At 74.1% G+C, this 25,505-nt stretch carries 16 protein-coding genes and 5 tRNA genes; 7 read left to right on the top strand and 14 right to left on the bottom strand.

Annotated features, from left to right (window positions below; genetic code table 11):
- The first annotated feature begins 4 nt into the window (after positions 1–4).
- From lhgO to ACZ50K_RS26675, 3 genes are all read left to right on the top strand, one after another.
- Positions 5–1,231, top strand: a complete 1,227-nt coding sequence (gene lhgO, locus ACZ50K_RS26685; RefSeq protein WP_468907543.1) for an L-2-hydroxyglutarate oxidase — start codon at positions 5–7, stop codon at positions 1,229–1,231.
- A gap of 26 nt (positions 1,232–1,257) precedes the next feature.
- Entirely contained in the window at positions 1,258–2,055 is a 798-nt protein-coding gene (gene trmB / locus ACZ50K_RS26680) for a tRNA (guanosine(46)-N7)-methyltransferase TrmB (protein ID WP_468907542.1), read from the top strand.
- A 112-nt stretch (positions 2,056–2,167) separates the two neighbouring features.
- Positions 2,168–3,466 (top strand): PrsW family intramembrane metalloprotease, encoded by a 1,299-nt coding sequence (locus tag ACZ50K_RS26675; RefSeq protein ID WP_468907577.1) that lies wholly within the window; start codon positions 2,168–2,170, stop codon positions 3,464–3,466.
- Here the strand turns inward: ACZ50K_RS26675 and ACZ50K_RS26670 are convergent.
- The 12 genes from ACZ50K_RS26670 to ACZ50K_RS26615 all read right to left on the bottom strand — a co-directional run bounded on the left by ACZ50K_RS26670 (position 3,372) and on the right by ACZ50K_RS26615 (position 22,926).
- Complete coding sequence (locus tag ACZ50K_RS26670; protein WP_468907575.1) at positions 3,372–4,418, bottom strand: M23 family metallopeptidase; 1,047 nt, start codon at positions 4,416–4,418, stop codon at positions 3,372–3,374. The genes ACZ50K_RS26675 and ACZ50K_RS26670 overlap by 95 nt on opposite strands.
- A gap of 289 nt (positions 4,419–4,707) precedes the next feature.
- Positions 4,708–5,898, bottom strand: coding sequence for a PP2C family protein-serine/threonine phosphatase (locus tag ACZ50K_RS26665; RefSeq protein WP_468907540.1), 1,191 nt, complete (start codon positions 5,896–5,898; stop codon positions 4,708–4,710).
- Between the two features lie 202 nt (positions 5,899–6,100).
- Positions 6,101–6,174, bottom strand: a tRNA-Met gene (locus ACZ50K_RS26660).
- Between the two features lie 105 nt (positions 6,175–6,279).
- Positions 6,280–6,352, bottom strand: a tRNA-Lys gene (locus ACZ50K_RS26655).
- 101 nt (positions 6,353–6,453) lie between these two features.
- Positions 6,454–9,423, bottom strand: coding sequence for an FG-GAP-like repeat-containing protein (locus tag ACZ50K_RS26650; protein WP_468907539.1), 2,970 nt, complete (start codon positions 9,421–9,423; stop codon positions 6,454–6,456).
- Between the two features lie 13 nt (positions 9,424–9,436).
- Positions 9,437–12,418: an FG-GAP-like repeat-containing protein gene (locus ACZ50K_RS26645; protein ID WP_468907538.1), complete on the bottom strand. Its 2,982-nt coding sequence runs from the start codon at positions 12,416–12,418 to the stop codon at positions 9,437–9,439.
- A 100-nt stretch (positions 12,419–12,518) separates the two neighbouring features.
- Complete coding sequence (locus tag ACZ50K_RS26640) at positions 12,519–15,455, bottom strand: FG-GAP-like repeat-containing protein (RefSeq protein ID WP_468907537.1); 2,937 nt, start codon at positions 15,453–15,455, stop codon at positions 12,519–12,521.
- A gap of 132 nt (positions 15,456–15,587) precedes the next feature.
- Entirely contained in the window at positions 15,588–18,692 is a 3,105-nt protein-coding gene (locus tag ACZ50K_RS26635; RefSeq protein ID WP_468907535.1) for an FG-GAP-like repeat-containing protein, read from the bottom strand.
- A gap of 162 nt (positions 18,693–18,854) precedes the next feature.
- Positions 18,855–21,086: a DEAD/DEAH box helicase gene (locus ACZ50K_RS26630; RefSeq protein WP_468907533.1), complete on the bottom strand. Its 2,232-nt coding sequence runs from the start codon at positions 21,084–21,086 to the stop codon at positions 18,855–18,857.
- A gap of 235 nt (positions 21,087–21,321) precedes the next feature.
- A complete protein-coding gene (locus ACZ50K_RS26625) occupies positions 21,322–21,906 on the bottom strand; it encodes a hypothetical protein (RefSeq protein ID WP_468907531.1) in 585 nt (194 codons plus the stop codon).
- 94 nt (positions 21,907–22,000) lie between these two features.
- Positions 22,001–22,447, bottom strand: coding sequence for a fluoride efflux transporter CrcB (gene crcB / locus ACZ50K_RS26620; RefSeq protein WP_468907529.1), 447 nt, complete (start codon positions 22,445–22,447; stop codon positions 22,001–22,003).
- The gene (locus tag ACZ50K_RS26615; RefSeq protein WP_468907527.1) at positions 22,444–22,926 is read right to left on the bottom strand and encodes a FluC/FEX family fluoride channel; all 483 of its coding nucleotides are present in this window, start codon (positions 22,924–22,926) and stop codon (positions 22,444–22,446) included. Before ACZ50K_RS26615 ends, crcB begins: the two co-directional genes overlap by 4 nt.
- Positions 22,927–22,974: 48 nt before the next feature.
- On the opposite strand from ACZ50K_RS26615, the gene ACZ50K_RS26610 reads away from it, so the two are divergent.
- From ACZ50K_RS26610 to ACZ50K_RS26595, 4 genes are all read left to right on the top strand, one after another.
- Positions 22,975–23,325: a metallopeptidase family protein gene (locus tag ACZ50K_RS26610; protein WP_468907526.1), complete on the top strand. Its 351-nt coding sequence runs from the start codon at positions 22,975–22,977 to the stop codon at positions 23,323–23,325.
- A 122-nt stretch (positions 23,326–23,447) separates the two neighbouring features.
- Positions 23,448–23,520 (top strand) — tRNA-Glu (locus ACZ50K_RS26605).
- A gap of 40 nt (positions 23,521–23,560) precedes the next feature.
- Positions 23,561–23,634, top strand: a tRNA-Asp gene (locus ACZ50K_RS26600).
- A gap of 23 nt (positions 23,635–23,657) precedes the next feature.
- Positions 23,658–23,731 (top strand) — tRNA-Phe (locus ACZ50K_RS26595).
- A 126-nt stretch (positions 23,732–23,857) separates the two neighbouring features.
- Here ACZ50K_RS26595 and ACZ50K_RS26590 read toward each other — a convergent pair.
- Positions 23,858–24,673 carry a cytochrome c biogenesis CcdA family protein gene (locus ACZ50K_RS26590; protein WP_468907525.1) on the bottom strand — a complete coding sequence of 272 codons (816 nt, stop codon included), beginning with the start codon at positions 24,671–24,673 and terminating at the stop codon, positions 23,858–23,860.
- Positions 24,674–25,426: a DsbA family protein gene (locus ACZ50K_RS26585; protein WP_468907524.1), complete on the bottom strand. Its 753-nt coding sequence runs from the start codon at positions 25,424–25,426 to the stop codon at positions 24,674–24,676.
- Positions 25,427–25,505 lie beyond the last annotated feature (79 nt).

Below are 25,505 nucleotides of genomic sequence, written 5' to 3'. Positions count from 1 at the left end.
GACGGTGCACTATCAGGGGGTGGGAGGTGCGCGAGTGGGCAGTCTGGACTGCGATGTGCTGGTGATCGGCGGGGGGATCGTCGGCCTGTCGACCGCCCATGCCCTGTCCCGGCTGGCCCCGGGCACCCGGGTGGTGGTGCTGGAGAAGGAGTCCGGTCCGGCCCGGCACCAGACCGGCCGGAACAGCGGGGTGATCCACAGCGGGATCTACTACCGGCCCGGTTCGCTGAAGGCCCGGTTCGCGGTCCGCGGGGCCGCCGAAATGGTCAAGTTCTGTGCGGAGCACGACATTCCGCACGAGGTGACCGGCAAGCTGATCGTCGCCACCGAGCGCACCGAGCTGCCCCGGCTGCACGCCCTGGTCCAGCGCGGCCGGGAGAACGGCATCCCGGTCCGGGAACTGGGCCCGGCACAGATCACGGAGTACGAACCGGAGGTCCACGGGCTGGCCGCCATCCATGTCGGCAGCACCGGGATCGTGGACTACGGGCAGGTCGCCGAGCGGCTGGCGGAGGCCTCCGGGGCCGAGGTCCGCTACGGCGAGCGGGTCGAGCTGATCTCCCGGCGGGCCGGTGCGGTCGCCGTCCGGACCGGATCCGGGCTGGTGGTCCGGGCCCGCGCCCTGGTGAACTGCGCGGGCCTGCAGTGCGACCGGGTGGCCCGGCTGGCGGGGGACGACCCGGGCATGCGGATCGTCCCGTTCCGTGGCGAGTACTACGACCTGGCCCGGCCCTCGCTGGTGCGCGGCCTGGTCTATCCGGTTCCGGACCCGGCCTTCCCCTTCCTCGGTGTGCATCTGACCCGGGGCATCGGCGGCGGGGTGCACGTCGGACCCAACGCGGTGCCCGCGCTGGCCCGCGAGGGGTACCGCTGGTCCGTGGTGCGGCCCCGGGACCTGGCCGGGGAGCTGGCCTGGCCGGGCACCTGGGCGATCGCCCGCCGGCACTGGCGGTACGGCGCCGGGGAGATCCACCGCTCGCTGTCCAAGCGGGCCTTCACCGAGGCGGTCCGGCGGCTGCTGCCCGCGGTCGGCCCGTCCGACCTGCGTCCGGCCGGGGCCGGGGTGCGGGCCCAGGCGGTGCTGCGGGACGGCACCCTGGTGGACGACTTCCTGATCCGCGAGGCCCCCCGCACGGTGCACGTGCTGAACGCCCCCTCCCCGGCGGCGACCGCCTCCCTCCCGATCGGCCGGGAGGTCGCCCGCCGGGCGCTGGCCGCCCTGCACCACTGACGGGCCGACCGTAGAATTGCCGCATTGTGTCTGAGTCCCTGAACCCGCAGCCCGGCAGCGCCCCCGAGGCACCCGCGTACACCCCGCCCCGCTGGCGCACCGAACCCCGGTTCCCCGACGGTCCGGCGCCCGATCCGGCCGGTTCCCACCACGAGCGGCGGATCCGCAGCTTCCAGCCGCGCCGCAGCCGGGTGACCACCGGGCAGGGCGAGGCCCTGCGGCGCCTCTGGGGCAGCTGGGGCCTGGACATCGACGGCCACCGGGTCCTCGACCTGGAGGAGCTCTTCGACGGGCTGCCGGTGGTGCTGGAGATCGGCTTCGGCATGGGCGAGGCCACCGCGCAGATGGCCGCCGACGACCCGGGGACCGGGATCCTGGCCGCCGACGTGCACACCCCCGGCCAGGGCAACCTCCTCGCCCTCGCCGAGCGCAACGGGCTGACCAACGTCCGGGTCGCCAACGGCGACGCGATCATCCTGCTGCGGGAGATGCTGCCGCCCGCCTCCCTCGCCGGACTGCGGGTGTACTTCCCCGACCCGTGGCCCAAGAAGCGGCACCACAAGCGCCGGCTGATCCAGCCCGAGTTCCTCACCCTGGCCGCGACCCGGCTGGCGCCCGGTGCGGTGCTGCACTGCGCCACCGACTGGGAGCCGTACGCCGAGCAGATGCTCGAAGTGCTCTCCGCGCACCCGGACTTCGAGAACACCAGTGCGGACGGCGGGTACGCCGAGCGGCCGCCGTTCCGGCCCCTGACCCGTTTCGAGGGCCAGGGCCTGGACAAGGGGCACCTTGTACACGACCTGCTGTTCCGGCGCAGGGGTTAGCCGCTGATCCACCGGTAGCGGGCGGAATCCGGGGAACGTCACAGCGCGTGTCGGAGCCGCTCGCTACTGTGATGGCGTGTTCGGAGCGCCCCACGTCACCGCTGTCCGTGCTGTGCTCGCGCGCCTGTCGGGCACGGCCCGCTCCGTCCTGCTGCTCGCCGTGCTCGCGGTGTGCGGGGCGGTCATCCTGGAGCTGGTGCGCGAACAGACCGGCACCCCCGGGTTCTTCGTGGGCCTGGGGCTGGCGCTGCTGCCGGTGCCGGTGCTGCTGGGGGTGTTCCGCTGGCTGGGCCTGGTGGCGCCCGGCCCCTGGCCGTACCCGCTTTACTGCTTCGGCTGGGGGGCCTGTGCCGCGGCGCTGATCGCCATACTGGCCAACAGTTTCGCCACCGAGTGGGTGGCGGCGGCCACCGCCGACCCCTCGGACGCCGATCAGCTCGGCTCGATCGCCATCGCCCCGGTGGTGGAGGAGTGCGCCAAGGCGGCCGCCCTGCTGCTGGTGTTCGTGTTCCGCAGACGGTGGCTGAGCGGGCCCTGCGAGGGGCTGGTGCTGGCCGGGTTCACCGCCACCGGCTTCGCGTTCACCGAGAACATCCTCTATCTGGGCAACGCCTTCGGCGAGGACCTCGGCACCGGCACGGGGGTGCTGGACTCGCTGACCGCCGCCACCTTCTTCGTCCGCATCATGCTGTCCCCGTTCGCGCACCCGGTGTTCACGGTCTGCACCGGCCTGGGGTTCGGGGCGGCCGCGCTGGCCGCCGGCCGGCCGGCCCGGATCGGGCTCCCGCTGCTGGGGCTGGCCCTGGCCATGGGCACGCACGCGCTGTGGAACAGCTCCTCGGAGCTGGGCGAGTACGGCTTCTACCTGGTCTACGGCTGTGTGATGGTCCCGCTGTTCGGGCTGCTGGCCTGGCTGGCCCTGTGGATGCGGCGGCGGCAGGTGCGCACGGTGGGCGGGGAGCTCGCCGTCTACGCGGTCGCGGGCTGGCTGGGAACCGCCGAGGCGAGGGCGCTGGGCTCGATGCCGGCCCGTTCCCTGGCCCGGGCGCTGGCCGGGGAGACCGGGGGCCGGGCGGCCCGGCGGGCGGTCCTGCGGTACGAGGCGGATGCCGCGGAGCTGGCGCTGCTGAGGCACCGGGCGCGGCGCGGCGGGCCGCTGCGGGTACCGGAGTTCGCGGCGCGGGAGCGGGAGCTGCTGGGCCGGCTCTGGCCGGCCCGGCCGGTCGCGGGCCCGCCGCTGGCCCGGGCCGCGGTCCTGGAGGAACTGGTGCCGGACGTGCCGGAGGTGCCCGCCGCGGGGGTGCCCGTACCGGCTGCTAGACGTTCAGGCCCTTGGACTCCAGCCAGGCCAGGGGATCCAGGGTCGAACCGCCGGGCGTACGCACTTCCAGGTGGAGATGGGCCCCGGTGACGTTGCCGGTGGCGCCGACCCGGCCGATGGTGTCGCCGGTGCCGACCGGGCCGGAGGTGACGGCCATGGAGGAGAGGTGGCAGTACCAGACCTCGGTGCCGTCGGGGAGTTCGAGCACGATCCGGTAGCCGTAGGCCCCGGACCAGCCCGCCGAGACGATCTTCCCGCCGTGCACCGCCTTGACCGGGGTGCCGGTGGGGGCGGCGAAGTCGAGGCCGGTGTGGTGGCCGGAGGACCACATGGAGCCGGAGTCGCCGTAGTGCGAGGTGAGGGTGTAGGCGGAGGTCGGCAGGGCGTAGCTGCCGGCCGGTACGGCACGGCGCTCGGCCTCGGCCCGCGCTTCGGCCTCGGCTTCGGCCTTCGCCTTGGCGGCGGCCTCCGCCTTGGCCTTGGCCTCGGCCCGGGCGGCGGCCTCGGCTTCCTCGGCGGCCTTGCGGGCGGCTTCCTGCTTGGTCCTGGCCTCCAGTGCGGCGGCTTCCTGGGCGGCGCGCTCGGCGGCCAGCCGTTCGGCCGCCGCGGCGGCGTCCTGCTGGGACTCGGCCTGCTGGAGGATCCGGTGACGCAGGGCCTCGCCGGCGTTGGAGCCGGCGTCGGCGGTGTGGGTGGCGGCGGCCGAGGGGCCGTCGGGGCTTCCGGTGGCCTGCCGGGGGATGAAGGGGGTGGCCGCGGCGGGCCGTTCGGCCTCGGGCCCGGCCGCGTCGGTGAAGCCGTCCAGCCCCGGTATCGCGGGCATCGAGGGCAGGGATATGGAGACCTGGGGCCGGTCCTGGGCGGTGGCGATGCCGCCCGCTCCGACGGCGGCGATCACTCCGACTCCCAGCACGGTGGAGCTGCGGGCGAGTCCGCCGCGCTGCCGGGCGACCCGGTGCCGGCCGCGGACCGGGCGGACGGAGTCCTCGGTGGGGTTCCACTCACCCCAGGCGCCGGCGGAGGCCTCTTCCTGGTTCTCCATACCTTCCACCGGGGTGACTCCTTCTGGCGCGTACGCGCACGGTGCCGCCTCTTGCGACGGTTGGGACAACCGCGCTGCGTTATCGAACGGTAATAGACGGAGGTGTGTGATTCCAAGCTGTTGCCGGTGATCGTTCATGCCAATCGGCCACGCACCGACTGGCTTTGGCCCCTACATTCACCCCATATCCACCAGGAAACGGGGCATTGCGCCTTCGATTTCCACCGTTCCTCGGCCACCAGTCACATATGACGCACCGTCATACGCGATGCGGAGTGCACCCCTTCGCTCACTCACCGTGGCGGCGGAGCACCGGCACGGTCCGCCGGCGGTCCGGCTGGCCCTCGCCGGGGCGGCCCACCGCCAACAGCGCCATGTCATCGGTGGACCCGCCCCCGGTGTGCCGCCGGACGTCCTCGGTGAGCGCGCTCAGCAACGCGTCCGGCCCGGGGAAGATCCGGCCCCGGAGCCGGTCGGAGGGATCGTAGAACTCCCCTCCGGAATCCCGGGCCTCGGTCAGCCCGTCGGTGTAGAGCAGCAGGGTGGTGCCCGCCGGGAACGCCCACTCCTCGGCCCGGTCCGGCCAGACCCCCAGCTCCCCCATGCCCAGCGGGAGGGCCGCCTCGCCCGGTTCCAGGACCTGGAGCGCCCCGTCCGGATGCAGCAGCAGCGGCTCCGGATGGCCCCGGTTGATCAGCCGCAGCACCGCCTCCCCGCGCGGGATCTCGGCCAGCACGCAGGTGGTGAACCCCTCCACCGCGTCCAGGCCGTCCCGCCGGGTGCCCTCCCGGGCGAGGGCCCGCTCCAGCCGCTGGGCCACCGCCTCCAGGCTCGGCTCCTGCTCGGCCGCCTCCCGGAACGCCCCGAGCACCACGGCGACCGCCTCCACCGCCCCCATGCCCTTGCCGCGGACGTCGCCGACCGCGAGCCGCACCCCGTACGGGGTGTCCTGGACGGCGTAGAGGTCCCCGCCGATGAAGGCGTCGGCCTCCGCGGCCTCGTACCGGGCGGACACGTGCAGCCCGCCGACCCGCTCCGCCGGGACGGGCAGCACGGCCCGCTGGGCCGCCTCCGCCATCCCCCGGGCGGAGGCCAGCCGCTCACCGCTGCGCCGCACCACCCGGTTGATGAGCACGGCGAGCCCGGAGACGGTGGCCACGGTGGCCAGTTCGGTCAGCGCCTCCACCTGCCCGAAGGTCCCGTTGCCCAGGGCCAGTCCGAGGACCGCGGCCGAGGCCAGCAGACCGGTCAGCACGGTGGTGGTGAGGGCGAACAGCGGGGCGGCCACCAGGGGGGCGGCGGAGAAGAACGGGGAGCCGGTGAACTCGGGCGGGGTGGCCATGTCGAAGACCAGGCCGACGGCGATCAGCAGCAGCGGGAGCGTTCGGGCGAACCGGCGGACCCGCGGGTCGCCGCCACCCTCGCCGGCCGGCCCACCGGCCCCGTTTCGCTGCCCCAGCCCCACCACGCGGTTCTCCAATGCCCGGGGTCCCTGGGATCCAGGCTGCGGCCGGAACCGGGCGGACGGCGAGCGGGCGGGCCCGATCGGGTGAGCGGGCCGACGCCGGGGGCGGGCGGGGGCGGGCGGGAGCGGGCGGGAGCGGGCGGGAGCGGGCGGGAGCGGGCGGGAGCGGGAACACGACGAAGGCCCGGATCCTGGGGATCCGGGCCTTCGTACTGAGTAGCGGGGACAGGATTTGAACCTGCGACCTCTGGGTTATGAGCCCAGCGAGCTACCGAGCTGCTCCACCCCGCGTCGGTAAACCCAACTGTACGCCATCCCCGGGACCACTCGTGACCACTTGTCCCCGGCACAGCGGAAGAGCCCCGACCTGGTGGGGTCGGGGCTCTTCCGGAGCGGTAGGCCATGTCGGACTCGAACCGACAACCAATGGATTAAAAGTCCACTGCTCTGCCAATTGAGCTAATGGCCCTCCGAGTGCTCTCCCCAGAGCATAGCCGGACCCGGCCCGTCAGCCGATTGGGTATCGGCCGACGGGCCGACGGTGTGTCCGTCGCGGGGCGTCCGGCGGGCTCAGAGCAGGGATTTGTAGCCGCCGAAGCCGGTGGCGATCCTCGTGGTGGCGAGCAGACCGCCCTTGCCGTCGCCGCTGTTGCGCAGCAGTTCCCCGGCGGTGTTGCGGGAGATCAGGTCGGGCCTGCCGTCGCCGGAGATGTCACCGACCCCGACGAAGGCGTTGCGGCCGCCCGCCCAGCCCTTGGCGTTCAGCTGCACCCGGGCCTTGAACGCGCCCTTGCCGGTGCCGTCCAGCCGCCACATGGTGTTCGCCGCGTCCACGGCCAGGAGGTCGCCGGCACCGTCGCCGTTCAGGTCCCCCGCACCGACCAGATGCCTGTACTGCTTGGCGTTGACCGCCAGCTTCACCCGGGCCCGGAAGCCGCCCGTGCCGTCGGCCGCGTAGAAGTACAGTTCCCCGGTGGTGGTTTGGCGGGCGACCAGGTCGGCCCGGCCGTCGCCGGTCACATCGCCGGGGGAGGTGAGGACGTCGTACTGGGCCCAGCCGGGGCCGATCACCCGGTACGGGGTGCCGGGGTTCACCCCCGCGCCGCAGGCGGGCTGGTAGGAGCGGAGTTCACCGGCCTGGCTGCGGACCAGGACGTCGTTGCAGAGGTCCCCGTTCAGATCGCCGAAGGCGGTGGCCCGGGAGGTCGTCGGCCATCCCGATCCGGTGAGCCGGGTCGTGCCGAGGCCGCCGGTGCCGTTGCCGGGGTGGACGACCAGGGAGCCCTTGGCGTCCAGGGTCAGCAGATCCCCGAAGCCGTCCTTGCCCGCCAGGTCCCGGTGCGCCGCGGCGCCGCCGGTGAGCCGCACGGTCCCGGTGCTCCGCAGGTCCGCGCCCTGCCCGTCGGCCGGCCGGGCGCTCAGGGTCCACTCGTACGTGCCGTTGGGCGCGAGCCGGCCGGACTGGTCGCGGCCGTCCCAGCGGGTGCGGACCGCGGCGCGGGCCTCGCCGCCGGTGATCGTGCGGACCACCTTGCCGCCCGCCTTGGCCCGGACGGTCAGTGTCCAGGAGGCGGCGGTCCTGTTCAGGGACCAGGTGGCCGGCCAGGAGCCGGTGCCGCCGTTGGCGTCCAGGGCGGCCGGGGTCTCCCGGTCGATGGCGGCCAGGCCGTCGGCGGGGGTCCCCGCGTCCACCATGTGCACGGCCCAGCCGGCGTCCGCGTACGCGATCCGGCCCGCGTACTTGTCCACGGCCCAGCCGCGGCCCGCCGCCGGGTTCGCCGGCCGGCCGATCTCCCGGGTGCCGGCGGTGCCGCGCAGGGCGGTGGTCTTCAGGACCCCGTCCTTCTCCCAGCCGACGAACCCGCTGCCGAGCTGGGCGGAGTTGTGCGCGGGAAGTTTGACGGTGGCCTTGGTGCGGGTGTCGTAGACCCCGGAGTCGGTGTCGCACTTCCAGTACACGGAAGTGCTCCAGGCCTGGAGGGCCTTGATGTCGCAGCCGGACACCTTCTCGGTGCGGACCACCGAGCCGGTCTTCACGTCCACGGCCTCGACGGTCCCGGGGGCGCCGGTCTCCCGCCACATCCAGGCCCCGGAGAGGGCGAACAGGCCACCGGTGACGGGGACCGTCCGGAGCTCCTTGGCCCGTTCGAGGTCGTACACGCCGGCCGTCCGGCCGGAGTCCGTGCGGCGCAGGTAGACGGCGTACCGGCCGGAGGCCTGGGTCGAGCCGGACACCTGGGAGTAGGGCAGCGGGGTCCGCTGGGTCCTGTCACGGGGGAGGTACATGTTGCCCTCGCCGTAGACGAGGCCGCCGTCGCCGGTGGGGGCGAGCACGTTGTGGGTGGTGTAGCCGAGCGGCTGCCAGCCGTCGCCCGCGCGCGGGGCGCCGGCGGCCGGCAGGGTGTAGCGGTAGAGGTGGTTGGGCTTGAGGCCGCCGTCGTCGCCGACCAGGAGGCGGCCGTTCTCCACCGCCATGTGCTTGACCCGGACGGCGGGCGCCACGCCCGCGAGCTGCCGCTCGGCCACCGCCCGGCCGTCCGCGCCGGGGCGCAGCAGGTACACCCCGTGGGCTTCGGCCGGGCCGCCCTGGACGACGATCCGGCCGCCGGCGGCGGGCAGGGCGGCGCCGCCCTGCACGAAGTCGATGATCCTGCGGCCGGGCTTGCCCGAGCCCTCCCGCAGCGGGTAGCCGATGCCGTCCACGATCATCTCGTCGCCGATCACGCCCATCACGGTGTGCTCGTACGCGGAGCCCTTGAGGACCGCGGGGAGCCGTTCGGACGTGCGGGTGACCGGGTTCGAGTAGTACACCTCGGTCTCCGGGCCGCCCGCCGGGTAGCGGGTGTACAGGGTGATGAGGAGGTCGCCGTGCACGGTGGCCCGGCTGCCGCAGTCGACCGCTTCGATGCGGGTGGCGGTCACCCAGAGGCAGCTGCCCCAGCCCCGGTCGATCAGTGCTCCGCCGGTGCTGCCGGCCAGCATCGACGCGGACGGGTCCAGCACCCAGACCCGGGGCGTGTCCGTGACGGAGCCGTTCTCCAGTCGGAGCCAGTGCAGGCTCAGACGGCTGCTGTCGGGCTGCGGCGCGCTGGTGAGGACCGCGTCGCCGACCACCCCGAGGAACCGGTGGCCCTCGGGGGTGGCGAGGACCCTGGTCGAGCCGTCCTTCAGGTCGCGGTAGGTCACCACGGCCCCGGCCTCCCGGTCCGGGCCGGTGCGCTTCACGAAGGCCAGCACCCCCGGTCCGGCGTCGGCGGCGGTCTCCCCGGCCGGTACGGCCAGTTCGGTGCCCTGGGCCTCGCCGTAGTTCCGCCAGACACGGGTGTCGGGGGTGGGGCCCGGCATCAGGTAGCCGGACTCCGTGGCCAGCAGGGGGCCCGCGGCCGGGTCCACGGCGGTGCGGGCCGGGATGACGTACTCGGACACGGAGGCGGGGACGGCCGCCGGGGCCGAGGCGGTGGCGGTGCCGGCCGTGGCCAGCGGGAGTGCGGTGGCGGCGGCCGCCGCGACGGCCACCGCCGCTCTCATCGTCGTCTGCATGGGATCCCCCGGATCAGAAGAGGTTCTTGTGACCGGCGAAGCCTTCGCCGAGCCGTGTGTCGCCGCCGAACTCGCCCATGCCGTCACCGTCGGCGCGGTGCAGCCCGCCCCAGGCGTCGCGGTAGAGGAGGTCCCGCTTGCCGTCGCCGTTCTGGTCGCCGACACCCACGAACGCGCTGAGGTCCTTGGCCCAGCCGTCGGCGGTGACCTTCATCCGGGCGCCCAGGGTGCCGTTGCCGCGGCCCGCGTAGCGCCAGACGGTGTCGTTTCTGTCCACGGCCAGCAGGTCGGCCTTGCCGTCGCCGTCGATGTCTCCGGGCGCGAGGATCTCCCGGTAGAGCTTCCAGTTCTGCATGATCCGGACCGGGGCCTGGAAGCCGCCGGCACCGTCACCGCGGTGCACGTGGATGTCTCCGGTGCTCGTCTGCCGGGTCACCAGGTCGGACTTGCCGTCCCCGGTCAGGTCCCCGGCGAAGAACAGCCGGTCGTACTGGCCCCAGCCGCTGCTCAGCAGCCGGGACCGGGTGTTGGGCGCGATCGGACTACCGCACCCGGGGGTGTAGAGGCGGAGCTCTCCGTCGGTGTTGCGGACGATCAGGTCGTTGCAGCGGTCGTTGTTGAGGTCGGGGGCCTGGATGAACGTGGAGCCGGCCGGCCAGGCGGTGTTGGGCCGAATCGGGGCGCCGATGCTGCCCTCGCCCAGTGCGTGGAGGGCGAGGCGGTTGTCGGACCCCAGCGCGAGGAGGTCCCCCCGCCCGTCCCCGGTGTAGTCGCGGCCGGCCACCGAGCCCGTGACGGTGAACCCGCCGGTCCTGCTGAGCACGGGGCCCTTGCCGTCGGCCGGCTTGACGGTCAGCGCCCAGGTGTAGTCGCCGTTGGGCACGTTGTACCCGGCGGTGTCCCGGCCGTTCCAGGAGACGGTGACGACGCTGTCCGGACGGTGGTCGGTGCCGGAGAGGGTGGAGACGGTGGTTCCGGTGGCCTTCCGCTTGATCACCATGGTCCAGCCGGCGTCGGGCCTGTTCAGGTACCAGCGGGCCTGCCAGGGCTTGGTGTAGGTCGGGTCGGCGACCGTGCCGGCGACGTCGGCGTCGTAGGAGCCGAGGTTCTGGGCGGGGGTGCCCGAGGGCACCGTGTGCAGGGCGTGGCCCGCGTCGGCGTAGACGATCCGGGCGGACTGCTTGTCCACGGCCCAGCCGAAGCCGTGCCGGGGGTCGGCGGGCCGGCCGATGTCCCTGGGTGCGGTGGCCCCGTCGAGGGCGAGGACCTTGAGGGTGCCGCCGGCCTCCAGGACGATGAATCCACCGCCCAGCCGTGCCTGGCCGTGCGCGGGCAGCTTCAGGTTCTTCTTCGTCCCGGTGTCGAAGACCCCGGAATCCTTGTCGCACTTCCAGTAGAGGGAACTGGCGTACGCCTCCAGCGACTTGATGTCGCATGCGGCGATCTTGTCGGTGCGGAGCAGGGCTCCGGTCCGGGCGTTGACGGCTTCCACCGTTCCCGCGGTCTTCGTCTCCCGCCACAGGGCCGCACCCGCGAGGGCGAAGGAGCCGCCGGGCACCGTGTGCGAGCGGACCGCCTTGCCGGTCTCCAGGTCGAACACCTCGGCCGGGCGGGCGGGGTCGGCCGTGGTCAGATAGGCGACGTGCCGGCCGGACACCTGGACGGTGTCCGGGTCGAGCTTCACCTTGCGGGGGATGTCCCACCAGGTGCCGTCCTCGCGGATGGTCGTCAGGCCCGCGGCCGTGCCCCGCAGGGTGCGGCCGGTGTCCGTCACCAGCAGGGGGCCGCCGCCCGCGGGGGCGCCGCCCGGCGACAGCTCGTCCCAGTGGCCCTGCGCGGGGGCGCCGACCGGGGGCTGGGTGTAGCGGACGAACCCGCCCTCGATGATCTCGCCGTCCTGCAGCCGGGTGACGCCGCCGGCCGCGGCGATCCGGTGGATCGGTTCGGGGATGCCGGGGACGGTGAGTGCGGTGGTGGCGGTGGCGCGGCCGTCCGCGGCCGCCGCGACGGTCAGGACCTCGCGGACGCCGGCGGGCCGGTCGACGGTGATCGACAGCCGCGTCTGGTCCGCCCCGGAGGACCAGGACACGACGTCGGAGGAGAGCAGCCGGTCGGGGGCGCCGCCCTTCAGCGGGACGGCCCACAGCTCCGGGCCATTCCACACCCAGCGGCAGAGGACCGCGTCCTCGCCGATCACCGCGACGAGCCGGCTGTAGTCGCTGTGGGTCGGGGTCACCGTGTGGGTGGGGGTGTCCGTCAGCTCGGTCCTGTTGTCCCACAGGGACCAGCGGCCGGTGGCGGAGTCGCGCCCGCCGTGCCAGCTGTGCGCCACCGACCCGGCCGAGGGCTCCGGGCCGATGGTCGTGGCGGTGCCGGTGGCGTCCACCCGGGCCAGGGTGGACCGCGGCTGGGAGGGCGTGGTGTAGCGGACCGCGATCGCGTCGGGGCCGCCGGAGTACGCGTAGGTCTTGATCTGGGCGTCGGCCGGAAGTCCGGTGACCGGCCGTTCGACCTGCCGGCCGTCTTCCACGGACAGCATGCGCAGGGGGCCCGCGAACTGGGTGCCGGTGGTGCCGTGGACCAGGACGCTCCCGCCGAAGCGGGTCGAGTTGTCGAACGCCTGGTACCCCTTCGGGACGGTGACGGTCTCGACCGCGCCGGTCACCAGGTTCTTCCGGTGGTAGGCGGTGCGGTCGGAGAAAGCGCTCCGGTAGGCGATGAAGTCGCCGCCGCTGCCTTCGGCGTCCAGCTGGGTGCCCGCGACGGTGAACGGGACGCCGGTGGGCGAGCCGTGCTTGAACCAGAGCAGCCCGGTGGCGGTCTGGCGGACGAATCCGGTGTCGGTGACCAGCCGGACCCCGTACGGGTCGGGTCCGGTGCGGGCCGGGACGACGAACTCGCCGGGCACGGCCGTGGCGGCGGGTGCGGTGGCGGCCGCCGGGAGGGCGGTGAGCGGGACGGCGGTGGTGACCGCGGCCAGCACGGCCACGGCCACGGATGTTCTCCGGAGCAAGACTTCCCCCATGTAGGTGCTGCGGCGTGGCCCGGATCGGCCGGCACAGGGGTCCCCGGGGGGAGCCCCTGTGCCGGGGCGGCTAGGAGATCCGGAGGTTCCCGTAGCCGGTGGCGATCTTCGTGGTGGCGAGCAGACCGCCCTTGCCGTCGCCGCTGTTGCGCAGCAGTTCCCCGGCGGTGTTGCGGGAGATCAGGTCGGGCCTGCCGTCGCCGGAGATGTCGCCGACCCCGACGAAGGCGTTGCGGCCGCCCGCCCAGCCCTTGGTGTTCAGCTGCACCCGGGCCTTGAACGCGCCCTTGCCGGTGCCGTCCAGCCGCCACATGGTGTTCGCCGCGTCCACGGCCAGGAGGTCGCCGGCACCGTCGCCGTTCAGGTCCCCCGCACCGACCAGATGCCTGTACTGCTTGGCGTTGACCGCCAGCTTCACCCGGGCCCGGAAGCCGCCCGTGCCGTCGGCGGCGAACAGGTAGAGGTCCCCGGTCGCCGTGTGGCGGCCGACGAGGTCGGCGCGGTTGTCCCCGGTCAGGTCGCCGGGGGAGGTCAGCACGTCGTACTGGCCCCAGCCGCCGTCCCCGAGGAGCTTGGACGGGGTCTTGGGGGTCACCGCCGTGCCGCAGGCCGGCCGGTGGGCGCGCAGGTCACCGGCGGTGCCGCGGACCAGGACCTCGTTGCAGCCGTCCCCGTCCAGGTCCCCGAAGGGGACGACGGTGGCGGCGGCGGGCCAGCCGGTGCCGGTGAGGACGGTGCCGAGGCCGCCGGTGCCGTTCCCGGACCGGATGGCCAGGGCGCCCTTGGCGTCCAGGGTGACCAGGTCGCCCAGGCCGTCCTTGCCGGCGAAGTCGCGGCGGACCGCGAGTCCGCCGGTGACCTTGACGGTGCCGCCGGTCTTCAGCTCGGGGCCGCTGCCGTCGGCCGGCTTCCCGGTGAGGGTCCACTCGTAGGCGCCATTGACGACCGGCTTGCCCGCCGTGTCCTTGCCGTCCCACCAGGCGCGGACCGCGCCGCGGGCCTCGCCGCCGGTGATCGTGCGGACCACGGCGCCGCCCGCCTTCGTACGGACCGTCAGGGTCCAGGAGGCGGCGGACTTGTTGAGGAACCAGGCGGCGGGCCAGCCGCCCTTGCCGCCCGCGAGGTCGAACTCGCCCGGGGTGGAGCGGTCGATGGCGGACAGGTTGTCCCCGGTGACCCCGGAGTCCGCCACGTGCACGGCCCAGCCGGCGTCCGCGTGGACGATCCGGCCGGCGTACTTGTCGACGGTCCAGCCGCGGCCCGCTCCGGCGATGGCCGGCTTGCCGAGCTCGCGGGTGCCGGCGGTGCCGCGCAGGGCGGTGGTCCGCAGGATCCCGTCCTTCTCCCAGGCGATGAACCCGGCTCCGAGCTGGGCGGTGTTGTGCGCGGGCAGTTTGACGGTGGCCTTGGTGCGGGTGTCGTAGACCCCGGAGTCGGTGTCGCACTTCCAGTACACGGAGGTGCTCCAGGCCTGGAGGGCCTTGATGTCGCAGCCGGACACCTTGTCGGTGCGGACCACCGCACCGGTGTTGACGTCCACGGCCTCGACGACGCCGTTCGACTTCTCCCGCCACATCCAGGAGCCGGAGAGGGCGAACAGGCCGCCGGTGACGGGGATGCTGCGGAGGTGCTTGCGGCGGTCCAGGTCGAAGATCCCGACCGGGCGGCTCGCGACGGTGCGGTCCAGGTAGGCCTCGAAGCGGCCGGAGGCCTGGACCGATCCCTGGACGGCGTAGACGGTGTCGTTCTCCTGGCTGGCCTGCCGGTTGACGGTGAGGTAGCGGGTGCCGTTGGCGTGCACCAGGCCGCCCTCGCCGGAGGCGACGAACGGCCCGTACACCGCCGCGTTGGCGCCCTTCCAGATGCCCGCCTTCGGGGCGCCGCCGGCCGTGGTGACGTACTGGTTCACCCATCTGCCGCCCCGGGCCGGGTCGTTGAAGGTGATCCGGCCGTTCTCCGCGGTGATGCCGTCGAACTGCTGCTGGGAGGGGGCGACGGCGGCCTGCTTCACGAGGACGGGCTTGCCGTCGGAACCGGTCTCAAGGACGGCCACGTACTGGTCGGCGCCCTCGCCGCCGACGGTGACGATCCGGCCGTCGGAGGTGGTGAAGGCCGGGGCGCCCGCGTGCGGGAAGATCTTGACGGCCGGGGTGTCCATCGTGGTGTCGTAGAACCAGCCCCCGATCATCAGGCCGTCGGCCACCACACCCGTCGGGCGTTCTCCCCGGAAGTCGGAGACTCCGGCGGGGATGAACGTCCCGTCGGCCTCGGCCAGCCCTCCCCGGGTGTCCCAGATCGTGAAGTCCGACTCCAGGTGGTCCTGGATGCCGTAGCTGCTGTTCTCCACGATGAAGGCGTCGTGGACGGAGAAGTCCTGTCCCGTGGGGGCCGGGCGGGCGGCCGCACCGGGCGCGATCCAGAACTGGTCCGCTCCGGCCTTCAGCAGGGCCCCGCGGGCGCTGGCGTCCACCAGGGCGGCTCCGGCGGGCACACCGGTGACCGGGGTGTCCTTGAGGACGCCGTTCTCGATGGTCAGCCAGTGCGGTACGGCACCGCCGGACTCCTTGACGGTGGTGAGGACGGCCTCGCCGACCACCCGGAGGAAGGTGTGTCCGGCCGGTGTGGTGATCTCGGCGGCGGTGGACCCGTCGCGCATGTCGCGGAGGGCGACGGCCGCCCCCGCGGCGGCCGTCGGCTTCACGAGGGCGATGGTGTGCGGGCCTCCCTCGGCGAGGGTCGTTCCGGCCGGCACGGTGAGCGGGGTGCTCTGGGAGGAGCCGTAGGTCCGCCAGGCGTACGCGCCGGCGGTCGGGCCCTTCATCAGGTACCCGGAGCTCGTGGCCAGGACGGGGCCGGCCGTCACGTTGGGAATGAGGCGCGGCGGTACGACGTACTCGGCCGGGGCGGCGGCCGGGGCCGCGGCGGACGCGGTCGTCGCGGCCAGTGGAACGGCGGTGGCCAGCGTCGCCAGGACGGCGAGGCCTGCCGCAAGGTGCTGATGGCGCAAGGTAATCCCCCGAAAACGATGCAAGTGTCTGTCGTGCGCCGGGCGTTGGATTTCCGCCACCTGCGCATGCACACGGTCAGACACCTCAACCGTCCCGGGGGATGTACGAAGATCGGGAGATTCTTCCTCCCGCTAGAAGATCGCCTTGTAGCCGGCGTATCCGGTGGCGAACCGGGTGCCCGGGGCGAGCAGGGCGGTCCCGGTCACCGGCGGGCTGTACAGCAGCTCTCCGGCCGTGTTGCGGGTGACGACCCCGGCCGGCTTGCCGCCGGTCCCGTCGATGTCCATCACGGTGAACGCGGTCGCGTTCCTGGCCCAGCCGTCGGCCGAGGCCCGGGCCCGCGCCTTGACGGTGCCGGTCCGCACCCCGTCGTAGCGGAAGACGGTGCCGTTGGCGTCCACGGCCATCAGCTCGCCGATGCCGTCACCGGTCAGGTCACCGGCGCCGACGACGGTCTTGTACAGCTTCCAGTTCTTCTGGATCAGGACCCGGGCCTTGAAGGCGCCCTTGCCGTCCTGGGCGTAGAGGTAGACGTCCCCGGTCGCCGTCTGCCGGGCGATCAGGTCGGCGAGGCCGTCACCGGTGAGGTCGCCGGGGGAGGTCAGGACGTCGTACTGGCCCCAGCCCGGCCCGATCACCTTGGTGCGGGCGGCCACCACCCGGCCCGGCTGGGCGAACTGCGCGTGCAGCACTCCCTGCGCGTCCCGGACGAGACGGTCCGCGGTCCGATCGGCGTTCAGGTCCCCGAACGGCACGAACAGCGCCTTGGCGTCCCAGCCCGGAACCATGTACGGGGTGGTGTTCGGGTACCGGTCGACACCCCGGCCCATGACGAACCCCAGTTTCCCGGAACCGTCCAGGAAGATGATGTCGGCCTGCCCGTCGTCGGAGACGAAGTCCCCCGCGACGGCCTTGCCCGAGACCGTGACGGCCCCGGTCCGGGTGAGGGACGGGCCCTGCCCGTCGGCCGGCTTGGCGGACAGGGTCCAGGTGTAGTCCCCGTCGGGGACGTTCCAGCCGGCGCCGTCCGTTCCGTCCCAGAGCGGCTTCAGCGCGCCCGGGGTCAGTCCGCCGGTGAGGGTGCGGACCACCGTGCCGGTGGCCTTCCGCTTCAGTTCCAGGGTCCAGGAGGCGGCCGGCTTGGACAGCCAGAACCGGGGCGCCCAGGTCCGCTTGGCGCCGAGGTCGGCGGAGGCCGGGGCGTCCGTGTCCACCGCGGACAGGCCGGGGGCGGTGGTGCCCAGCGGGACGACGTGCACCGACCGGCCGGCGTCGGTCCAGGCGACCCGGCCGGACGGGCCGTCCAGGGTCCAGCCCTGGTCGGGGACCGGGTCGGCGGGGCGGCCGACGTCCCGGGTGTCCGCCGGGCCCGTCAGGGCGATCGCCTTGAGGGCCCCGCCGGTCTCCAGGACCACCGTGCCGTTGCCGAGCCGGGCGGAGGTGTGTGCGGGCAGCTTCAGGTTCCTCCTGGTCCCGGTGTCGAAGACCCCGGAGTCCGCCTCGCACTTCCAGTACAGCGAACTGCCGTACGCCTCCAGCGCCTTGATGTCGCAGCCGGCGATCTGGTCGGTGCGGAACAGGCCTCCGGTGCGGACGTTGACGGCCTCCACCGTGCCGGCCGTCCCCGTCTCCCGCCACAGCGCGGAGCCGGACAGGGCGAAGGTGCCGCCCGGTGCGGTGTGGGTGCGGATCTCCTTGCCCTGTTCCAGGTCGTGGACACCGATCCCGCCGGCCGGGCTGCTCTTCCCGTAGGCGAGGTAGCGGCCGGACTCGCGGAGGGTGCCGGGGGTGTAACCGCCCACCCGGACCGGGGTGCCCGGAGCGGATCCGGCGCGGGCCCGCTTGATGCCGAGCCAGCCGAGCATCGCCGCCCCGCCGTCCTCGGTGGTCCGCAGATCGGCGCAGCTCCGCTCGGGGGGCGTGCCGTAGCAGCCCTCGTAGTAGCGGAGCGGTGGTTCCGGATCGCGGTCCCCGCTCTCGGGGGCGGGTGCCTCCGAGTCGATCTCCTTCCAACTGCCGGGTTTCAGGGGGCCGGTGACCGGGAGCCCGTACTGCCGGAGGGACAGCAGGTCCCTGGCTCCGTCCACGTCCACGGCGGTCAGCTGCCCGCCCCGCATGGACAGCCGGGGCACCTGGCGGGGGATGAGCGGCACCGGGTGGACGGAGAGCCGGGTCGCCGAGGTGCGGTCGGCGGCGTCGGCCTCGACGGCGTACGTCTCGATGCTGTCGCCGGCGGTCCGGGTCTGGGTGACCACCCGCCGGCCCACCGGGTCCAGTACCCCGTCGGCGGTGGCCCTGAGCAGGGTGCGGGCGGGTCCGCCGCCGGCCGGCAGGGCCAGCAGGTCGCCCGTCCCCTTCTCCCGGACGAGGAGGTCGGCGCCGAGCACGTGCAGGGTGTCCTCGACCTCCAGGTTCCCGGTCCGGTAGGTGCGGGTGGGGGTGGCGGTCAGTGGCAGCCGGGTGTCCCAGGCCTCGACCAGGTCGGCGTCCGGCTTCTTGCGGATCAGCCAGGGTCCGCTGGTGCGGGTGTGGATGTCGTCGGCGGGGGCTTCCGGGGCGGGGACCGCGGCCCCGGTCTTCGCGTCCACCCAGTAGCGGGTGTCCACCCAGGTGGTTCCCGACCGGTGGGTGACCAGGAAGCCGCCTTCGAAGGAGAGGGCCCCGAGGAAGAAGGAGCGGCCGCCGGGCAGTCCGGTGACCTCGCGTTCGCGCTGGCCGGTGCCGTCGGGGGAGACCAGCCGCAGCTTGTCGTCCTGGCGGGCGACGATGAGTTCCCGGCCGTTGAGTCCGAGGTCGACGGCCGACCAGGGGACGGAGACGCTCGCCTGGGCGCCGTCCCGGACGTTCCAGTAGCGGTAGACCTTGGCGGGGGCGCCCGGGGGGATCTCCGTCGGCCGGTGGACCAGGGTGTCCCCGGCCATGCCGACGAGGGTGGTGCCGCCGTCCGCGTGCGGCACCGGCACCCCGGAGGCGGCCCCGTACGCGTACCAGGCGAAGCGGAAGTAGTCGCCCTGCCTGCGCAGGTATCCGTCGGCGGTGGCGGCCGACAGGCCGAGGGCCCAGCGGTCCTCGGTCTGCCGGGCCGGGATCACCAGCTCGCCCGGCAGCGCGCCGGACGCGGCGGCGCCCGGAGGTGCGGCCGGGTCCGCGGCGGCGCCGGTGGCCAGCATGGTCAAGGGCAGCGCGGTGGTGGCGGCCGCCACCACCGCCGCCGCCGCGATCGTCTTGCGCAGCACGGGTCCCCCTGATGGGTGGAAAGACAGATCCACCCGTCAGACGCCCCGTCGGGCCGAAAGGATGTACGGACCGGAAAAGCTACGCGGAACGGCCGAGGGCCCGTACGACACCAGGTGTCGTACGGGCCCTCGGGTCAGGCAGGGTCAGGCAGGTCAAACGGTTCAGCCGTTGCGCTTCCAGCGCGGCTTGTCGTCGCGGCGGCCGGCGCCGAAGCCGCCACCGGTGGAACCGGAGCCGGACGGGCGGTGGTCGTCGCGGCGGCCGTACGGGCGGTCGCCGCCGCCGGAGCGGAAGCCACCGGCCGGGCGGTCGTCACGGCGGTCGCGGTTGAACGGGCGGTCGCCGCCACCGGAGCGGAAGCCACCGGACGGACGGTCGTCGCGGCGGAAGCCGCCACGGTCGCCACCACGGTCGTCACGGTTGAAACCACCGGAGGGACGGTCGTCCCGACGGAAGCCACCGGACGGACGGTCGTCGCGGCGGAAGCCGCCACGGTCGCCACCACGGTCGTCACGGTTGAAACCGCCCGAGGGACGGTCGTCGCGGCGGAAGCCGCCACGGTCGCCACCACGGTTGTCGCGGTCACCGCCGCGGAAGCCACCGCGGTCGTCACGGTTGAAGCCGCCGCGGTTGTCGCGGTCACCGCCGCGGAAACCGCCGCGGTCGCCACCGCGGTTGTCGCGGTCACCGCCGCGGAAGCCACCGCGGTCGCCGCCGCGGTTGTCGCGGCGCTCGTAGTTGCCGCGCTCGTCGCGCTGGGCGGCGCGCTCCTCGCGGCGCTCCTGCGCGGCCAGTTCGGCGGCGGCGGCGGCAGCGGCGGCCGCCACCTCGGCCTCGGCGGCCTCCGCGGCCTCGGCCACGGCGGTCTCCGGGTCGTCACCGCGCTCGCGGGCGGCCCGGGCGACCAGGCGCTCGGCCTCCTCGCGGAGCTCCACGGCGCGCTTCTGGAGGCGCTCCAGCTGCTTGGTGAGCTCGGCGACCTCGCGCTCGGCCTGCTTGGCCGAGTTGTTCGCGGAGTCGGCCTGGACCTCGGTCAGCGACCGGGCACCGGTGATCTCGGCGACCTCGGGGTCGAAGGCGCCGGCACCGCCGACGATGTGGCGCGAGGCGTCCACGCCCGCGTCCTCCATCAGCCGGAAGATCTGGCGGCGCTGGTGCGGCAGGGCCAGCGAGACCACGACACCGGAGCGGCCGGCGCGGGCGGTGCGGCCCGAGCGGTGCAGGTAGTCCTTGTGGTCGCCGGCCGGGTCCACGTTGAGGACCAGGTCGATGCCGTCCACGTGGATGCCGCGGGCGGCGACGTCGGTCGCGACGAGCGCGTTGACGTAGCCGTCCTTGAAGTCGGCCAGGGTGCGGGTGCGGGCGCCCTGGGTCATGCCGCCGTGCAGCGCGTCGGCCTTCACGCCGGAGTCGCGGAGCTGCTCGGCGATGCGGTCGGCGCCCAGCTGGGTGCGGACGAAGATGATGGTGCGGCCCTTGCGGGCGGCGATGGCCGCGGTGACCGGGGCCTTGTCCTTCGGCTTCACGACGAGGACGTGGTGGGTCATGGTCGTGACGTTGCCCTGGGCGCTGTCGACCTCGTGGCTGACCGGGTCGACCAGGTAGCGCTTGACCAGGGTGCCGATCTCGTTCTCCATGGTGGCGGAGAAGAGCATGCGCTGGCCGCCGCCGGGGATCTGGTCGAGCAGCTCGGTGACCTCGGGCAGGAAGCCCAGGTCGGACATCTGGTCGGCCTCGTCGAGGACGGCAACCTGGACGTTCTCCAGGGAGCAGGCGCCGCGGTTGATGATGTCGCGCAGACGGCCGGGGGTGGCGACGAGGATGTCGACGCCGCGCTCCAGCGCGTAGATCTGGTTGCCCATCGAGGTGCCGCCGCAGACGACCTTGATCTTCAGGCCGAGGACGTCGCCGTAGGGCTGGAGGGCGTCGGCGACCTGCATCGCCAGCTCGCGGGTCGGGGTCAGGATGACCGCGCGGGGCTTCTTCTTCTCGGTGTGGCCGCCGGCCAGTCGGGCCAGGGTCGGCAGACCGAAGGAGAGGGTCTTGCCGGAGCCGGTGCGGCCGCGGCCGAGGATGTCCTTGCCGGCCAGGGCGTCCGGGATGGTCGCGGCCTGGATCGGGAAGGGGGAGGTGACACCGTTCTGCGCCAGCTTGCGGACCACGCCCTCGGGGAGGCCGAGGTCGGCGAAGGTGATGCCGGGCTCGTCGTCCTCGGCGTCCTCGTCGGAGAACTCGGCGGCCGGGTCGGTGTCGGTGTCCTCGTCGGAGAGGTCGGCGACCTCTGCCTCGAACGCCTCGATGGTCTCGTCGACGATCAGGGTCTCGACGGCGTCGACGGCCTCGATCGAGTCGTTCTCGGGCATGACGGCACGGTCAGAACTGGAAATGGACATGCGAATGCGAAAACCTTCCGGAGTCTCGGCACGCGCCCATAACTCCGTGAAGTCGCAAATTCGACCGCCTCAATGCGGTCAGTCACGGTAAGGGAGAGTACGCGCCACACGGCGCTCTTCGGTTCGGCGCCGGGCAATGGGATCAAACGATCTATAACCATACGCACCCCTCCCCCACTCTGGCAAATGCGCAGGTGGGGGGCCGCCTTCGAGCCTCCTGCGGCAGCACCGCGGCTCAGCCGGCCGCCTGGGGCTGGGGTTCCGGCTGGGTGCTGGGCTGGGGCTCCACCGGGGGCTCCGGTGTGGGTTCCGTCACAGGGGGCTCCGGGCTCGGCGGGTCCACCGGCGGGGTCGGGTCCCCGCCGCCCGGGCCGCCCGCGTCCCCACCGCCGGGCGGCGGGTCCACCGGGTCCTGCCCGCCGCCGCCCGCGGCGCCGCCGGCCCCGGCGCTCCCGGCACCGCCGGCCGCCGCACCGCCCGAGGCCGTCGCGCCCGACCCCCCGGTGGACGGCGAGGGCCCGCCGGGCGCCCCGGGGGAGGCTCCCGGGCTGGCCGGGGCGCCGGGGCGGGGGCTGCCGTCCGCGCCCGGCTTGCCGTCCCGGCCGTCCTTGCCGTCCCGGCCGCCGTGCCCGGTCCCCTGGCCGTCACCGGACCGGCCGGTCCCGCTGCCACCGTCCGATTCGGCGGCCGGCCCCCGGCGGTCCCCGGAGCTGGACGGCGCGGGCTTCGCGGAGTCGTCGCTGACACTCATGCAGCCCGCCGCCGCCGCGACCGCGATCGCGGTGACGGCCAGGCGGAGGGAAGCGGAGAACTGGCGCACGGGTGGCACCTCCGGGACGGGACGGCGAGGGCCCATGGGGACGGGTCAAGAGGCCCAACTCCCTTTACCCCGTTCGGGACACGGCCCGGACCGCTCAGGACTCGAACAACAGCCCCGCGAGCTGCCGGCCCAGCTCCACCGCCGCCAGCCCCACCAGCACCGACCCGGCCGCGTTCGCCACCGCCGCCGCCGGCCGGCCGCCCTCGGCCAGCCGCAGCGTCTCGTAGGAGAACGTCGAGTACGTGGTGAGCGCCCCGCACAGCCCGGTGCCCAGCAGCAGCGCCGTCCGGCCGGAGGCGGCCCCCGCCAGCACCGCGCCGGTGACCGCGCCCAGCACCAGGCAGCCGGCCAGGTTCACCAGCAGCGTGCCCCAGGGGAACCCCGGCCCGTCACCGCCCGGCCGCCCCCGCCGCCGGGCCGCGGCCCGGGCCGTCACCGCCCGGTCGGTCAGGTACCGCAGCGGTGCGCCCACCGCCCCGCCGGCCAGCACCGGCAGCCAGTCCGCCCACGACACCCCGGTCGCCCCGGCGGCCCCCGTCATCCGGGCGCCCCGCCGCCCGCGGGCCGCCGGAGCGCCCGCCGGGTCAGTACGGCCGCCGCCCACACCGCGGCCAGCGCCCCGGCGAGGGTGCCCGCCGCGTAGCCGGCGGCCGTCCAGGAGGCGCCGGCGCGCAGCAGCCGGTCGACGTCCACCGCATAGGTGGAGAAGGTGGTGAACCCGCCGAGCACCCCCACCCCGAGGAACAGCCGCAGCAGCGGCCGGGGCGGCCGGCCCGGCTCGGCCACCAGCGCCATCAGCACCCCGATCAGCGCGCAGCCGGCCACATTGGTCCAGAAGGTCGCCCACGGGAACCCCCCGGGACCGGCGGGCCAGGCCAGCGCCATCCCGTACCGGGCGGCCGAGCCCAGCGCCCCGCCCGCCGCGACCACCGGCACCGCCCGGGCCGCCGGCACCGGGGCCGGCGCGGACGGCGGAGGGGCCGCCGCGGGGCCGCCGGTTCCTTGGTTCACGGGGATCATTCTCGCGCGGCACGGTCACGGCGGCCCGCCCTCCCCGACAATGTCGGTGTGCTGGAGATGACGCGTGACGCCTTCGAAGAGCTGGTGGCCGAAGCCCTGGACACCATCCCGCCCGAACTGACCCGGGTCATGGACAACGTCGCGGTGTTCGTGGAGGACGAACCCGACCCGTCCGACCCCGAGCTCCTCGGCCTGTACGAGGGAACCCCGCTGACCGAGCGCGGCGAGTGGTACGCCGGGGTGCTCCCCGACCGGATCTCGATCTACATGGGCCCCACCCTCCGCTACTGCGAGACCCCCGAGGACGTGGTCCACGAGGTCGCGGTGACCGTGGTCCACGAGATCGCCCACCACTTCGGCATCGAGGAGGACCGGCTCCACGAACTCGGCTGGGGCTGACCGGTGGCCGTCGCGGCAGGCCGCGAGCCGGGCGGGCCCGGAACCGTTTTGGCGATCGCCGCCCGCATCCCATATGCTTCTCACGTCCCCGACGCGCTGCAAAGCGCCCAGGCGGGCCTTTAGCCCTCATCGTCTAGTGGCCCAGGACGCCGCCCTTTCAAGGCGGTAGCACGGGTTCGAATCCCGTTGGGGGTACGCAGTACCGTGTGCAGGACTTCGGTCTCGCACACAGCAAGGACCTGTGGAGCAGTTGGTTAGCTCGCCACCCTGTCAAGGTGGAGGTCGCGGGTTCAAGTCCCGTCAGGTTCGCTGAGGCTCGCAAGAGTCCTCGTGGCTGGGTAGCTCAGTTGGTACGAGCGATCGCCTGAAAAGCGATAGGTCGCCGGTTCGACCCCGGCCCCAGCCACAAGTGCAAGGCCCCGTCCCTTCGGACGGGGCCTTCGCGTTTCCCGGACGGAACCGCCCCGGACCGGACCGGGGCGGCCGGACCCGGCGGGGCCGGGCCAGGCCGGCCCGGGCTAGCGGGCCCGGCCTAGCGGGCCCGCCGCCGCCACTGCGCCAGCCCCACCAGCGGGGCACCCACCGCCACCAGCCCCAGCAGCGCCCAGTCCGGCACCCCCTCCGCGACCGACCGCACCCGCTGCTCCACCGCGAACGAGTCGTCCACGTCCAGCAGCCCGGGCAGCGCGCTCGCCCCGTCGAAGTACAGGAACAGCGCGCCCAGCAGGATGAAGAACAGCCCGGACAGCAGCGAGGTGCTGTGCGTGGCGAACCGGCCCAGCCGGACCTCCCGCCCCCGCAGCCAGCGCCGCCGGCCCAGGTCGAACCGCTCCCACAGCAGCGCCAGCAGGAACAGCGGCACCGCCATCCCCAGCGCGTACACCGCCAGCAGCAGCCCCCCGTAGACCGGGGAACCGCTCACCGCGGCCACGGTCAGCACACTGCCCAGGATCGGCCCGGCACAGAATCCGGCCAGCCCGTAGACCGCGCCCAGCGCGTACACCGACAGGGCCGTCACCGGCCGGATCCGCCCGGACAGCCCGGTCAGCCGGCGCGAGGCGAACCCCAGCCCCAGGATCTGCGCCAGCCCCAGCCCGACGATCAGCCAGCCGCCCGCCAGCACCAGCGCGTCCCGGTTCCCGTGGAAGAACCGGCCGGCCGTGGAGGAGGCCGCGCCCAGCGGCACCAGGGTGCTCGCCAGCCCGGCGTAGAAGATCCCGGTCCGGGCCAGCAGCCGGGCCGGCGAATCGATCGAGTACGCGAAGAAGGCGGGCAGCAGCAGGGCGCTGCACGGGGACAGCAGCGCCAGCAGACCGCCCAGCAGGGCGGCCAGGTAACCGATCTCCATCTACTTCGCCGCCGCCGCGCCGGCCGCCGCGGCCCGGGCCTTCTCCACGGCCGCCTCGAACACGGCCACCGGCTGGGCCCCCGCGATCGGCTGCCCGTTGACCAGGAAGGACGGGGTGGAGGCCACCCCCAGGCCGTAGCCCTCCCGCTGGTCCTTCGCCACCGCCTCCCCGGCCTCCGGGCCGGTCCGGTCCTTCTCGAACCGTCCCAGGTCCGGGACCCCGGCCTCCTCGGCCAGGGCCCGCAGCCGGTCCGCGCCGAAGCCCTTCTCCTTGGCCCCGGCCGCGAAGGCGGCGGTGTGGAACGCCTCGTAGCGGCCCTGCCGCCCGGCCGCCCAGGCGGCCCGCGCCGCTGCCTCGGACTGCTCCCCGAAGATCGGGAAGTTCCGCCGCTCGATCCGCAGGGTGCCGTCCGCGACGTACTTCCGGATCAGCGCGGGCTCGATGTCCCGGGCGAACTTCGCGCAGTAGCCGCACTGGAAGTCGGAGTACTCGATCAGCACCACCGGGGCGTCGGTCCGGCCCACCGCCAGCCCGTCCGCGGCGTCCCGGCGGGCCAGCGCCAGCAGCGCCGAGGCCTTCGGGTCCGGGGCGGCGGCCCCGGGGGCGGACACCGCGTCCCGGTCCCCCGGCCCCTCCCCGTCCTCCGGGCCGTGGACCTGCCAGGACACCAGCCCCAGGAGCACGGCGGCCAGCGCGACCCCCGCGGAGATCAACAGCGGCTTCTTGGACGGGGACGTCCCGGGGCGGGGCATGACGGGCCTCTCACTCGTGCGGTGCATTCGGGGGATCTCGTCCCGGAATGGTACGGGGACGACCGACAAATGCGTTCGC

Source organism: Streptomyces sp. NPDC033845 (assembly GCF_055576225.1).
Note: the sequence above shows the minus strand (reverse complement) of the source record. Positions and strands in the feature narration are given on the sequence as shown.